A 12,083-nucleotide genomic window follows, 5' to 3' on the forward strand; every position below is an offset into this window, starting at 1 on the left:
AATCCGCGAATACCCCGAGTCCCCGTGGGGAGCCATCAACGCTACGGACGATTCGCCCCTTTCCCGCAGTTCGCAGGTGTGGGTCACACCACGCCCGCCCGGAGCAGGGTGGTGCGGAAGTCGCCCGTGCGCCCCCTGAGACGACGAAACCCCGGACGGCGGTTGCCGTCCGGGGCCATGAGTCCCCCGGGACGCTCAGCCGATGCCGTCCTCGTCTTCGTCGTCGTCCGCCCCATCATCCTCGTCCAGGTCCCAGTCCGGCGAATCCGGGTCGTACTCGATCCGCTCGCTGGACCAGGAGGCCTGCTGGAGCTCCACTCCGGGCACCTCGCTGACCAGGTCGAACGGGTCCACGAGATAGGCGAGGGCCTCCGCGGTGTCTTCCGTCACAGCGCCCTCGGCCTGGGCCCGCTCCTCCTGAGGCAGCTCCGGATCCGCGGCGAGCCGGCGCAGCGCGGCCTTGGTCACCTCGCCCTCGTCGTGCACTTCGAGCACCAGCTCCACCCGAAGCCGTACAAAACGTGATGTCTCTTCATCGCTCATGCCCGGAGCGTACGGCGGAAACCTCCCGTGACTTTCCTGTGACCCGCGACTTTCACTAACATCGCCCCACACGGCCAATTCGCCAGCGTCACAAGGGGATCGATATACCGTGTCATCCGTTCGCCGCCCGTTGCTGACCGCCACCGCCGCGGGGACCCTGCTGTGCGCCCTGTGGTTCGTCCCGTCCGCAGGCGCGTCCCAGAGCAGCCCGGGGAGAACGACGACGCAGGCGGCTTCGGCGACGCAGGTCACCCAGCAGGCGAAGGCGCTCGGCGAGGCCACGGCCGCGGACTCCTCGGACGCCACCACGCTCGCCGACACCGGCAGCTTCGACACCACGCCGTACGTCGTCGGCGGCAGCCTCTTCCTCGCCGTGGGCGCCGGATTCGTGGTGTATTCGGTACGCCGGGAACGTCTCGGGTTTTAATCGAGCTTGACGATTCTTTGACAGAGAACGCATAGTCCGCCCATGAAGAGATCATCGGGCGTGCGGCTGTGCGCCACCGCTGCTGTGAGCGCGCTGTCCCTCGCCCTTGTCACGGGCTGTTCCGACGGAGGTTCCAAGGACTCCGGGAACGGCAAGGCCGGCTCGGCCGACAAGCCGGCCGCGAAGACGCTGAGCGCCGCCGAACTGAAGAAGCTGATCATCGCCAAGGGCGAGGTGCCCGGCTACAAGGTCGGACCCGTCGAGGGCGGCATCCCCGACAAGAGCAAGGTCAAGGCGGCCGACGCCAAGTGCGACCCGCTGCTCCGGGCCCTGACCGGCATCGCGCCCGGCGAACCGGCCGCGAACACCAGCCAGATGGCCACCGAGGACAAGAAGGCCCCCACGGACGACGCCACGTCCCTGGACGACGGCAAGTTCGAGGACGCGCTCAACGAGTCCATGGACCTGGACGTCACCGTGGTCACCCTGGCGTCGTACGACGGGGACGGCGCCGAGAAGGGCCTGCAGTCGGTCTCCGACGCGGTGAAGGCCTGCTCGGGCGGCTTCGCCGGCGAACAGGACGGCGAGAAGGGCAAGTTCACCAAGGTCGCCGAGGAGAAGTCCTCCGGCACGGGTGACAAGTCGGTGGCCTTCACCGCGACCAACGACTCGGGGAAGGACGGCGCCCTGCCGCTCCACGCCGAGGTCGTGCGGCACGGGAACACCCTCGCCACGTACACCACGATCAACATCGGCGCGATGATGACCAAGAAGGCCTACACGGTCTCGGCCCCGGTCATCAAGGCCCAGGCCGCCAAGCTGAAGTGACGTCCTGGACGTGAGAGGGGCCCTGTCCGACGACAGGGCCCCTTCGCTGTGCCGCAGGCTCCCGCCCTACTGCAGCGGTCCGGTGACCGTCTCCACGGCGGCGACGAGGTGGCCCCCGCGCACGAACGCGTCGGCGGCGGCCAGGTCGGGCGCCAGGAACCGGTCCGGGCCCGGGCCCTGCACACCGGCGGCGCGCACGGCCTCGATCACGGCCTGCGAGGCGGGGGCCGGGGTCAGGCCCTCGCGCAGTTCGATGCCGCGGGTGGCGGCGTACAGCTCGACGGCGATGATCCGGGTCAGGTTGTCGACCGCGGTGCGCAGCTTGCGCGCGGCCGACCAGCCCATGGACACGTGGTCCTCCTGCATCGCGGAGGACGGGATGGAGTCGGCGGAGGCCGGTACGGCGAGCCGCTTCATCTCGCTGACCAGGGCGGCCTGCGTGTACTGGGCGATCATCAGCCCGGAGTCGACACCCGCGTCGTCGGCGAGGAACGGCGGCAGCCCGTGGCTGCGGTTCTTGTCCAGCAGCCGGTCGGTGCGGCGCTCGGCGATGGAGCCGAGGTCGGCGGCCGCGATGGCGAGGAAGTCCAGGACGTAGGCCACGGGGGCGCCGTGGAAGTTGCCGTTGGACTCGACCCGGCCGTCGGGCAGCACGACGGGGTTGTCGACGGCGGAGGCGAGTTCCCGCTCGGCGACGAGGCGGGCGTGCGAGAGGGTGTCGCGTCCGGCGCCGGCGACCTGCGGGGCGCAGCGCACCGAGTAGGCGTCCTGGACGCGGGGCGCGTCGTCCTGGTGGTGCCCGGTGAGCCCGGAGCCCTTGAGCACGGCGAGCATGTTCGCTGCGGAGGCGCCCTGGCCCGGGTGCGGGCGGATGGCGTGCAGCTCCGGGGCCAGCACCCGGTCCGTGCCGAGCAGCGCCTCCATGCTGAGGGCGGCGGTGATGTCGGCGGACTTGTACAGGGCGTCCAGGTCGGCGAGGGCCATGACCAGCATGCCGAGCATGCCGTCGGTGCCGTTGAGGAGGGCCAGGCCCTCCTTCTCGCGCAGCTCCACGGGCTGGATCCCGTGCTCGGCGAGCAGCTCCCCGGCGGGCCGTACGACCCCGTCGGGCCCTTCCGCGTCACCCTCGCCCATGAGCGTGAGGGCGCAGTGGGACAGCGGGGCCAGGTCGCCGGAGCAGCCGAGGGAGCCGTACTCGTGCACGACCGGGGTGATCCCGGCGTTCAGCACGTCGGCCATGGTCTGGGCGACCTCGGGCCGCACACCGGTGTGCCCGGAGCAGACGGTCTTGAGCCGCAGGAACATCAGGGCGCGTACGACTTCGCGCTCGACCCGCGGGCCCATGCCGGCGGCGTGCGAGCGGACGATGTTGCGCTGCAGCTGGGCGCGCAGTTCCTGGCTGATGTGCCGGGTCGCCAGGGCTCCGAAGCCGGTGGAGACGCCGTAGACCGGCTCCGGCTTGGCCGCCAGGGCGTCCACGATCTCCCGGGCCGCGGCGAGGGCCGCCACCGCCTCCGCCGACAGCTCGATGCGGGCACCGCCGCGTGCCACGGCGAGAACGTCGGACGCGGTGACACCGGACGTCCCCACCACCACAGTGTGCATATCCATATTCAGGAGCGTACGCATTGAATGCGTTGATGTCACTAGTGGGGACCGGGAGCGCCCCTTACCCGTCCGTGTGCTTCACCTCACGCCCAGCCGCTCACGGCCGACGCCCCCGGAACCGGCGCCGCTCGCCGCGCTCGCCCTGTCCGGGCGGCGGCTCGTCGGCAAGGCGCACGACGGGATCGTCCGGCCCTTCCCGGCCCGCCACCACCGGCCGGTCCGCACGCATCGCCTTGGCCCGGTACTGCGCGGCGTCGGCCAGCCGGAACAGCCGCCGGGCGTCCCGCACCGGCCCGATCGGATCCTCGGTCGAGGCGACCCCGCACGCCACGCCCTCGCCCAGCTCCAACTCCGCGGCGCGGCAGCACAGTTCGTCCGCCGCCTTGACCACGTCATCGGCGGCCGGCCCCGCCGCCAGCAGACAGAACTCGTCCCCGCCGAGCCGCGCCACGAGCGCGCCCGGCACCATGGCCCCGCACAACGACAGCACGGAACCGAACCGCTCCAGCAACCGGTCACCCACGGCATGCCCGAGGGAGTCGTTGACCCGCTTGAGCCCGTTGAGATCGCAGACGACGAGGCTGACGACCACCCCGTCCGCGCGGTGCCGCTCGACGGCTTCCTCCAGGCGTACGTCCACGGCACGGCGGTTGGCGAGACCGGTGAGGGCGTCGGTGAACGCGAGCCGGCGGGCCTCCTCCAGCCGCTCGGTCTGCGCGATCCCGGCGGCGGCGACGGCGGCCAGCACGGTGGCGAAGTCGGCGTCCGCCCCGTCGAACACGGGCGCCCGGACCGCGCGGGCGACGTACAGCTCACCCCAGGCCCTGCCGTGCAGCACGACGGGGGCGACCACGCAGCAGCCGCGGCCCCTGCGGCGCAGGGCGGCGACACGCCGGTGGAAGTAGCCGGGGGTACCGGCCGCCGTTCCCTCGGCGGTCTCCACCCACGCGTTCGCCCCGCGGCCGCCCGCCCACCGCTCGTGCAGGAACTCGGTGATCTCCGGGAACTGGTGCACCGGATAGGCCTCGGCCTCCGGGAACTCCTCCTCGTCCGGGCGGCGCTCCCCCACGTTCACCAGGACCCGCAGCCGCCCCAGCTCCCGCTCCCACACCGACAGCGCGGCGAAGCTCCCGTCCAGCGCCCGGCACGCACCGAGCGCGGCGGCCCGCCACGTCTCCCGCGAGGTGTGCGCCGCCGCCATCCCCTGAGCCAGCGCCACCACAGCGGCGAGCCGCTTGTCGTCACCCATCACTCCAGGTTAGGGAGGAAATCCGACAAATGGTGAGATGGGTGAGGCGATCAGGTGGACCGTCCCCCCGTCGACCGCGGAGCCTCCCCGGCCGACCGGAAGCCGCGCCGCCTCACTCCCCCGGCCACTGCGGCTTCCGCTTCTCGTTGAACGCAGCAACCCCCTCCGCCCGGTCCCCCGAGAACGCCACCGAACGCCAGGCCGCGTCCTCGACCTCCAGCCCGGCCCGCAGATCCAGCCCGTGCCCCAACCGCAGCGCCCGCTTCGCGGCCCGCAACCCCACCGGCGAGTTCCCGGCGATCCGCGCCCCCAGCGCCAGCGCCTCCTCGCGGTCCCGCCCTTCCTCCACCAACTGGTCCACCAGCCCCAGCTCGGCAGCCTCCGCCGCCTCCAGCCGCCGCGCCGAGAAGATCAGCTCGGCCGCCCGGGCCGCCCCGACCCGCCGCGGCAGCAGCTGCGTACCGCCACCCCCGGGAATCACGCCGACGGACACCTCCGGCAGCCCCACCACCGCCGTACGGTCCGCCACGATCAGATCGCAGGACAGGGCCAGTTCGAAACCGCCGCCCAGCGCGAAGCCGTGCACCGCCGCGATCGTCGGCATCGGCAGCTCCAGCACCCCGGTGTACGCGCCCCGCGCCACCGGCCGCTGCCGCACCAGGTCCGCATCACTGAAGGAGTTCCGCTCCTTCAGATCGGCCCCCACACAGAACGCCCGCTCGTGGGACGAGGTCACCACGACCACCCGCGCCTCCCGGTCGGCGGCGAGCGCCGCGCACGCGGCCGCGACGGAACGGGCCATCTCCGTCGAGACGGCGTTCATGGCCTTGGGCCGGTCCAGCACCAGCTCCGCCACATGCCCGTGCCGCCGCACCAGCACGAACTCCCCGAACCGCTCCTCGCTCATGACACCCTCCGGTTAACGCGGGTTAACTCACTGCCGCCCCGATCATCGCAGCCGTACCCCGCCCCGGGAAAGAGCCGCCCCCCGCCGCTGTTCTACGCCCGTTCGAGTGACATCCCGGCCGTCTCATCCCACACCGCCCACAGGAGCGCATAGCGTGCGCACCGCCACGGCGCGCCCGGGGCGCGCGGCGGGGAGGAAACCTCATGACACCGATACCTGCACAGTCCGCTACGACCGCAACGGACCGTCAGCCCGGCCCACCGGAAGAACCGGCACCAGCCCTGCCCGCCCTCCGCCGCGGCCGCCACCGTAAGCCCCGCCCCCGCAAGGTGCTGCTGGCCGCCGGCGGCCTGGCCCTCGCCGCCGGAGTCCTCAGCCTCGTCCGTGTCGCCCCGGAGTCCGGGGTGGGCGCGCCGGGCACGGCGGAGGCCGAGCCCCGCCTGGATCCGGGCGGCACCACCGACGACCCGGCCGACGCGTCCGCCACCCACGCGGCCCGCGCCACGCCACTGCCCTCGGCCACCTCGGTCATGGGCGGAATGAGCCCCGCCCCGGCGACCACGGGTACGGCCACCCCGACACCGCCGGCCACACCGACCGCGCTCCCCGGCGGCACCGCCGTCCCGACCACCATCCCGACGGCCGCCCCACAGCCCACGACCACCGCGTCCACGACGGCACCGCGCCCGTCGCCCACGAGAACCACGCCCACCCGCACCCCGACGCCGACCCCGAGCAACAGCACGCCCGCACCCGAGCCCGGCGAGGTGTGCGTACCGGTGATAGGGCTGTGCGTGGACCTACCGGGCGCTGCGCGGAACTGACCCTCAGTCCTGACCGTCGCGGCGCGTGAGCAGCCACGGCTCGACCACGCCGAGCCCGCGGACCGGGCGCTGCCACATCGGCTGGAGCGCGAAGCGGTACGTCGGCGGCTCCTCGCCCTCCTTCTCCGCGGCGGCCGCGGCCTCGGCCGCCTCCGCCTCCGAGGCGGGCGCCTCACCGGAGCGGATCAGCTCCTCGGCGAAGTCGCTGTCCACCAGGACGGCGTCACGCGGCGCTATCGACGTCAGCCGCGAAGCCAGGTTGACCGTCGTACCGAAGACATCACCCATGCGGGTGGTCACCGTGCCGAAGGCCATACCCACCCGCAGTTCGGGCATCGTCTCGTCGTTCGCCATCGCCTCGACCAGGCGCAGGGCGATGTCCGCGGCCGTACCCGCATCGTCGGCGGCGTACAGCACCTCGTCGCCGAGGGTCTTGATCAGCCGCCCGCCACGTGCGGCAACCAGGTCGGCGGCGGTGGTCTCGAAGGCCTCGACCAGTTCCCCGAGCTCCTCCTCCTCCATCCGCCGGGTCAGCCGCGTGAACCCGACGAGGTCGGCGAAGCCGACGGCGAGCCGCCGGTCGACCATCTCCTCGTCGTCGGCGGCCTGCACGACACGGCCGGCCGAGGCGGCGAGCTGGCGGCGCCACACATAGACCAGGAACTCCTCCAGCTCGGGCAGGAGCAGCTCGACGATCGGGTACGTCACCTCGGTGCGGGTCATGCCCGGCTCGGGGGGCTCGGTCAACCCCTCCAGGAAGGAATCCATCTGCCATTCGGCCAGTCGGGCGGTGGTCTGTCCCGTGGACCGGGCCACCTGCACGGCCATGGCCTCGCTGAGCAGCCCCGCCTCGACGAGACCGGCCAGTCGCCGCAGGGCCAGGACGTCGGCCTCGGTGAGCGCCTTGGCCTGCCCGATGTCGGCGAACCCCATGGCCCGCCAGAACCGCGACGCCAGCTCCATGGAGACGCCGGCGCTGCGGGCCGCCTGGAAGGGGGTGTAGCGCCGCTCAGCGCCCAGGATGAGATGTTCCAGACGCAGCGCGAGCGGGTCCTCGCCGGACTCGGCGGCGTGGGGTTCCACCCGGCCGTCCGCGTCCGCGCCGGAGCCCGTGTCGTCGACGGTCACGCCTGTTGCCCTTCCGATCTGCCACGGTCAGATATCGACCGGCCTCAACTCTACGGCAGGTGTGCGCCAGCTCACTCCGTCGGGTTCTCCGCCCACGGCGGGAAGGGGACGTGCCCGGGAGGGTGTCCGCAGGCACCCACCCACCGACCGGGCACACCCACCCCACCCGCACAGGCACCACTGACACCCCGCACCCGCAAAGGCGCCGCAGGCACCGTCACGCAGGCCGCAGATGCACGATGTCGCCCGCCCCCACCGGCTCCTGCACACCCGACTCCGTCGCGATGACGAGCCGCCCGTCCTCGTCGACAGCAACCGCCTCCCCCACGAGAGCCCGATCTCCCGGCAACTCGGCCCGCACCACCCGCCCGAGCGTCGCGCACCCCGCCGCATACGTCTCCTGCAGCCCGCTGGCCCCGGGATCACCCCCCGCAGCCCGCCAGCGTCCGTACCACTCCTCCAGCGACCGCAGCACCGCCCGCAGCAGCGGATCCCGGTCCGTACTCACCGCCCCGGCCAGCGCCAGCGACCCCGCCCGGGGCACCGGCAGTTCCTCGGCCCGCAGGGAGACGTTGATGCCGACACCGACGACCACCCCGTCGTCCCCGGCCCGCTCGGCGAGGATGCCCCCGGCCTTGCGCTCCTGGCCGCCGACGGACACCAGCAGGTCGTTGGGCCACTTGAGTGCCGTGTCCACGCCCGCAGCCCGGGACAGCCCCGTCGCCACAGCCACCCCGGTGAGCAGCGGCAGCCAGCCCCACCGGGCCACCGGCACCTCGGTCGGCGTGAGCAGCACGGAGAAGAAGAGACCGGACCGAGGCGGCGCGCTCCACTGGCGGTCCAGGCGCCCGCGTCCGGCGGTCTGCTCCTCGGCTACCAGCACCGCGCCCTCCCCCGCCTTCCCGGCCGCGGCCCGGGCCACGAGGTCGGAGTTGGTGGAGCCGGTGCGCTGGACCACGTCCAGTTCCGACCACAGGCCCCCCTCCCGCACCAGGGCTCGCCGCAACCCCGCGGCGTTCAGGGGCGGGCGGTCCAGGTCGGACCAACGGCTGTCGTCTGATGCATTGTGCGGCGTCATGCAAGTCACCCTAGGTGTGGGAAACGCCGCACTGCCGACAGCGAGGCGCGCCACTACTCTACGGATGAGTAACCATCCCCCCTTTTGAGCAGGCAGGGAGCCGCGATCCCGATGTCCGAGCCGGAAGAGATCGACATTCACACGACCGCGGGCAAGCTCGCGGATCTGCAGCGCCGTATCCATGAGGCGACGCACGCCGGCTCGGAGCGCGCCGTCGAAAAGCAGCACGCCAAGGGCAAACTGACAGCCCGTGAGCGCATCGAGCTCCTTCTCGACGAGGACTCCTTCGTCGAGCTGGACGAGTTCGCCCGCCACCGCTCCACCAATTTCGGGCTGGAGAAGAACCGTCCGTACGGAGACGGCGTCGTCACCGGCTACGGCACGGTCGACGGACGCCCCGTGGCCGTCTTCTCCCAGGACTTCACCGTCTTCGGCGGCGCGCTCGGCGAGGTCTACGGCCAGAAGATCGTCAAGGTCATGGACTTCGCGCTGAAGACCGGCTGCCCGGTCATCGGCATCAACGACTCCGGCGGCGCCCGCATCCAGGAGGGCGTCATGGCCCTCGGCGCGTACGGCGAGATCTTCCGCCGCAACACCCACGCCTCCGGTGTGATCCCGCAGATCAGCCTGGTCGTCGGCCCGTGCGCGGGCGGCGCGGTGTACTCCCCCGCCATCACCGACTTCACGGTCATGGTCGACCAGACCTCGCACATGTTCATCACCGGACCGGACGTCATCAAGACCGTCACCGGCGAGGACGTCGGCTTCGAGGAGCTGGGCGGCGCCCGCACCCACAACGCCACCTCCGGCGTGGCGCACCACATGGCCGGGGACGAGAAGGACGCCATCGAGTACGTCAAGCAGCTGCTGTCGTACCTGCCGTCCAACAACCTCAGCGAAGCGCCGGCCTTCCCGGAGGAGGCGGACCTCGCCGTCAGCGCCGAGGACCTGGAGCTGGACACCCTGGTCCCGGACAGCGCGAACCAGCCGTACGACATCCGCACCGTGCTCGAACACGTCCTGGACGACGCCGAGTTCTTCGAGACGCAGGCGCTGTTCGCGCCGAACATCGTCACCGGCTTCGGCCGGGTCGAGGGCCACCCCGTCGGCATCGTCGCCAACCAGCCCATGCAGTTCGCCGGCTGCCTGGACATCGACGCCAGCGAGAAGGCCGCCCGCTTCGTGCGCACCTGCGACGCATTCAACGTCCCGGTGCTCACGTTCGTCGACGTGCCGGGCTTCCTGCCGGGCGTCGACCAGGAGCACACCGGCATCATCCGCCGCGGCGCCAAGCTGATCTACGCCTACGCGGAGGCGACCGTCCCGCTGATCACGGTCATCACCCGCAAAGCCTTCGGCGGCGCCTACGACGTCATGGGCTCCAAGCACCTGGGTGCCGACCTCAACCTCGCCTGGCCGACCGCCCAGATCGCCGTCATGGGCGCCCAGGGCGCCGTCAACATCCTGCACCGCCGCACGATCGCCGAGGCGGAGGATGTCGAGGCGACCCGCGCCCGGGTCATCCAGGAGTACGAGGACGCGCTCCTCAACCCGTACGTGGCGGCCGAGCGCGGATACGTCGACGCGGTGATCATGCCGTCGGACACCCGCGCCCACATCGTCCGCGGCCTGCGTCAACTGCGCACCAAGCGGGAATCCCTGCCTCCGAAGAAGCACGGCAACATCCCCCTCTAGGCCCCGCTGACCTTTGGAGCGGTCATGAACATCAAGGTCGTACGAGGCAACCCCACCCCGGAGGAGCTGGCCGCCGCCCTGGCGGTGGTCCGCGCCCGCGCCGCGGCGGCAGCAGCAACGCCGCCCGGCGCGCCCGGCCCGCGGGACTCCTGGTCAGACCCGGCCCGCCTCGCGGGCCGGCGCGTCCCGCCCCCGGGACCGGCATCCTGGACCCGCACCTACTGGCCCAGCTGAGGGCACACCACCGCACCGCCGGGTGCCTATTTGAGTACTCCTACTCAGGCACCCGGCACCGGACAGACCGCACGCTGGAAGCATGCTGTGGTCAGACCCCGAGAACGAGCCGCCCAAGGAAATGCGCGACATGCAGGAGATGCTGCGGCGGCTCGGCCTCCTCCTGGCCCTGGCCATGATTCTCGGGATGATCGTCCTCGGCCTGAGGTAGCGCAGTGACACGGCTAACCTGACCGCATGACTGCTAAGCCCCGCAGACGCCTCGTGCTCGCCTCCCAGTCCCCCGCCCGCCTGGGCCTCCTGCGCCAGGCCGGCCTCGCGCCCGAGGTGATCGTGAGCGGGGTCGACGAGGACGCCGTCACCGCGCCCACCCCGGCCGAGCTGGCGCTCGCCCTCGCCGAGGCCAAGGCCTCCGTGGTGGCGGCCAGGCCGGAGGTGCAGGGCGCCCTGGTGATCGGCTGCGACTCGGTGCTGGAGCTGGACGGGCAGGCGCTCGGCAAGCCCGCGGACGCCGAGGAGGCCACTGCCCGCTGGAAGTCGATGCGCGGCCGGGCCGGGACCCTCCAGACGGGGCACTGCATCTGGGACACGACGGCCAAGCGGTACGTCTCCGGGATCGCCTCCACCGTCGTGCGCTTCGGCGAGCCCTCGGACGAGGAGATCGCCGCGTACGTCGCCTCCGGCGAGCCCCTCTACGTCGCCGGAGCCTTCACCCTGGACGGCCGCTCGGCACCGTTCATCGAGGGCATCGACGGCGACCACGGCAACGTGATCGGCATCAGCCTGCCCCTGGTGCGGCGACTGCTGGCCGAACTGGGCGTCGGCATCACGGAGTTGTGGGCACCGGCTGAGTGAGCTGGGCGGGCACGGAGTCCTGCGGCTCCTCGTCCCCGTCCTGGGGCTCACCCGTCCGGCTCTGCGGCTCGCCCGCCACGCCCGCGGGAGCGGGCTCGCCCTCGGCCTTCGGGTCACCGCCCTCCTGCGGGGCACCGCCGCCGGGGGCCTGCTCCTGACCGCCCTCATGGTCGTACGTCATCAGGAGCAGCACGACGAGGGCGAGCACGACCACCATGAACAGGAACGCCGTCCAGCCCACCAGGCCCCACGTGAACGCGCCCAGCAGGCCGTGCACCACCGCGACGCTGATCAGCAGGACCCGGCCGAAGCCGGCGGGCGGCCGGTTGCGTATCGCCACGAGCAGCGCCACCAGGGCGCACAGGGCGAAGTAGAAGCCGAAGGCGACTCCGCCGATCTTCGAGGACGTCGACATCACGTCCGGGTCGAGGCCGGCCAGGGACATCTTCTGCCGGTCCACGACCACTCCGAGGAACCAGTTCAGTGCCCCGATCGCGAACGCCTCGACCAGGAGAACGACCGCCACGACCCACGCCACCGGTCTACGCACCACCGGCCCCCACCCACTTTCGACCTCAGCCCGAGCAGAGCTGCTGTTACCTGAAGTACGTTCGAGTCATCGCGAACGCTACTAACGGGTAAACCCGGGGACAAGGGTTCGGTCACCGGCAAAGAATCATTGGGCCATTCGTAGGGACTCGACAAAG

Annotated in this window: 14 protein-coding genes; 7 read left to right on the plus strand and 7 right to left on the minus strand. The window is 71.9% G+C overall.

The features are described 5' to 3' along the window. Positions 1 to 195 precede the first annotated feature (195 nt). On the minus strand, positions 196 to 543 hold the full coding sequence (locus ABZ471_RS13345; RefSeq protein ID WP_359065706.1) for a hypothetical protein: 348 nt from the start codon (positions 541 to 543) through the stop codon (positions 196 to 198). Between the two features lie 109 nt (positions 544 to 652). Between ABZ471_RS13345 and ABZ471_RS13350 the strand changes: the two genes are divergently transcribed. Together ABZ471_RS13350 and ABZ471_RS13355 are read left to right on the plus strand one after the other, a co-directional pair. Further along, positions 653 to 970: an LAETG motif-containing sortase-dependent surface protein gene (locus ABZ471_RS13350; protein ID WP_359065708.1), complete on the plus strand. Its 318-nt coding sequence runs from the start codon at positions 653 to 655 to the stop codon at positions 968 to 970. A gap of 42 nt (positions 971 to 1,012) precedes the next feature. Then, positions 1,013 to 1,798, plus strand: coding sequence for a hypothetical protein (locus ABZ471_RS13355; protein ID WP_359065710.1), 786 nt, complete (start codon positions 1,013 to 1,015; stop codon positions 1,796 to 1,798). A 66-nt stretch (positions 1,799 to 1,864) separates the two neighbouring features. Here the strand turns inward: ABZ471_RS13355 and hutH are convergent, their stop codons facing one another. From hutH to ABZ471_RS13370, 3 genes are all read right to left on the minus strand, one after another. After that, complete coding sequence (gene hutH, locus ABZ471_RS13360) at positions 1,865 to 3,403, minus strand: histidine ammonia-lyase (RefSeq protein WP_359065820.1); 1,539 nt, start codon at positions 3,401 to 3,403, stop codon at positions 1,865 to 1,867. A 100-nt stretch (positions 3,404 to 3,503) separates the two neighbouring features. Further along, positions 3,504 to 4,655 carry a GGDEF domain-containing protein gene (locus ABZ471_RS13365; RefSeq protein ID WP_359065712.1) on the minus strand — a complete coding sequence of 384 codons (1,152 nt, stop codon included), beginning with the start codon at positions 4,653 to 4,655 and terminating at the stop codon, positions 3,504 to 3,506. A gap of 112 nt (positions 4,656 to 4,767) precedes the next feature. Continuing rightward, positions 4,768 to 5,562: an enoyl-CoA hydratase-related protein gene (locus ABZ471_RS13370; protein WP_359065714.1), complete on the minus strand. Its 795-nt coding sequence runs from the start codon at positions 5,560 to 5,562 to the stop codon at positions 4,768 to 4,770. Positions 5,563 to 5,765: 203 nt separating this feature from the next. Here ABZ471_RS13370 and ABZ471_RS13375 point away from each other — a divergent pair, with 203 nt between their 5' ends. Then, positions 5,766 to 6,386: a hypothetical protein gene (locus ABZ471_RS13375; protein ID WP_359065716.1), complete on the plus strand. Its 621-nt coding sequence runs from the start codon at positions 5,766 to 5,768 to the stop codon at positions 6,384 to 6,386. Positions 6,387 to 6,389: 3 nt separating this feature from the next. Here the strand turns inward: ABZ471_RS13375 and ABZ471_RS13380 are convergent, their stop codons facing one another. Both ABZ471_RS13380 and ABZ471_RS13385 read right to left on the minus strand, forming a co-directional pair. Continuing rightward, the gene (locus tag ABZ471_RS13380) at positions 6,390 to 7,514 is read right to left on the minus strand and encodes an adenylate/guanylate cyclase domain-containing protein (RefSeq protein ID WP_359065718.1); all 1,125 of its coding nucleotides are present in this window, start codon (positions 7,512 to 7,514) and stop codon (positions 6,390 to 6,392) included. Between the two features lie 217 nt (positions 7,515 to 7,731). Then, on the minus strand, positions 7,732 to 8,592 hold the full coding sequence (locus tag ABZ471_RS13385; RefSeq protein WP_359065720.1) for a biotin--[acetyl-CoA-carboxylase] ligase: 861 nt from the start codon (positions 8,590 to 8,592) through the stop codon (positions 7,732 to 7,734). A gap of 111 nt (positions 8,593 to 8,703) precedes the next feature. Between ABZ471_RS13385 and ABZ471_RS13390 the strand changes: the two genes are divergently transcribed. The 4 genes from ABZ471_RS13390 to ABZ471_RS13405 all read left to right on the plus strand — a co-directional run bounded on the left by ABZ471_RS13390 (position 8,704) and on the right by ABZ471_RS13405 (position 11,376). Beyond that, entirely contained in the window at positions 8,704 to 10,287 is a 1,584-nt protein-coding gene (locus ABZ471_RS13390) for an acyl-CoA carboxylase subunit beta (protein WP_359065722.1), read from the plus strand. A 24-nt stretch (positions 10,288 to 10,311) separates the two neighbouring features. Next, positions 10,312 to 10,521 carry an acyl-CoA carboxylase epsilon subunit gene (locus tag ABZ471_RS13395; RefSeq protein WP_359065724.1) on the plus strand — a complete coding sequence of 70 codons (210 nt, stop codon included), beginning with the start codon at positions 10,312 to 10,314 and terminating at the stop codon, positions 10,519 to 10,521. Between the two features lie 82 nt (positions 10,522 to 10,603). Beyond that, a complete protein-coding gene (locus ABZ471_RS13400) occupies positions 10,604 to 10,732 on the plus strand; it encodes a hypothetical protein (RefSeq protein ID WP_359065726.1) in 129 nt (42 codons plus the stop codon). 26 nt (positions 10,733 to 10,758) lie between these two features. Beyond that, positions 10,759 to 11,376 carry a nucleoside triphosphate pyrophosphatase gene (locus tag ABZ471_RS13405; RefSeq protein WP_359065728.1) on the plus strand — a complete coding sequence of 206 codons (618 nt, stop codon included), beginning with the start codon at positions 10,759 to 10,761 and terminating at the stop codon, positions 11,374 to 11,376. Here the strand turns inward: ABZ471_RS13405 and ABZ471_RS13410 are convergent. Beyond that, a complete protein-coding gene (locus tag ABZ471_RS13410; protein WP_359065730.1) occupies positions 11,348 to 11,929 on the minus strand; it encodes a hypothetical protein in 582 nt (193 codons plus the stop codon). The two genes, ABZ471_RS13405 and ABZ471_RS13410, sit on opposite strands and share 29 nt — an antisense overlap. Positions 11,930 to 12,083 lie beyond the last annotated feature (154 nt).

The organism is Streptomyces sp. NPDC005728 (assembly GCF_040630895.1).
In the GTDB taxonomy this organism is placed as follows: Bacteria; Actinomycetota; Actinomycetes; order Streptomycetales; family Streptomycetaceae; genus Streptomyces.

Coding starts and splice junctions, on each gene's coding strand:
- ABZ471_RS13375 (WP_359065716.1), top strand. CDS start 5,766: ATGACACCGATACCTGCACAGTCCGCTACGACCGCAACGGACCGTCAG.
- ABZ471_RS13385 (WP_359065720.1), bottom strand. CDS start 8,592: ATGACGCCGCACAATGCATCAGACGACAGCCGTTGGTCCGACCTGGAC.
- ABZ471_RS13400 (WP_359065726.1), top strand. CDS start 10,604: ATGCTGTGGTCAGACCCCGAGAACGAGCCGCCCAAGGAAATGCGCGAC.
- ABZ471_RS13405 (WP_359065728.1), top strand. CDS start 10,759: ATGACTGCTAAGCCCCGCAGACGCCTCGTGCTCGCCTCCCAGTCCCCC.
- hutH (WP_359065820.1), bottom strand. CDS start 3,403: ATGCACACTGTGGTGGTGGGGACGTCCGGTGTCACCGCGTCCGACGTT.
- ABZ471_RS13365 (WP_359065712.1), bottom strand. CDS start 4,655: ATGGGTGACGACAAGCGGCTCGCCGCTGTGGTGGCGCTGGCTCAGGGG.
- ABZ471_RS13395 (WP_359065724.1), top strand. CDS start 10,312: ATGAACATCAAGGTCGTACGAGGCAACCCCACCCCGGAGGAGCTGGCC.
- ABZ471_RS13370 (WP_359065714.1), bottom strand. CDS start 5,562: ATGAGCGAGGAGCGGTTCGGGGAGTTCGTGCTGGTGCGGCGGCACGGG.
- ABZ471_RS13390 (WP_359065722.1), top strand. CDS start 8,704: ATGTCCGAGCCGGAAGAGATCGACATTCACACGACCGCGGGCAAGCTC.
- ABZ471_RS13355 (WP_359065710.1), top strand. CDS start 1,013: ATGAAGAGATCATCGGGCGTGCGGCTGTGCGCCACCGCTGCTGTGAGC.
- ABZ471_RS13345 (WP_359065706.1), bottom strand. CDS start 543: ATGAGCGATGAAGAGACATCACGTTTTGTACGGCTTCGGGTGGAGCTG.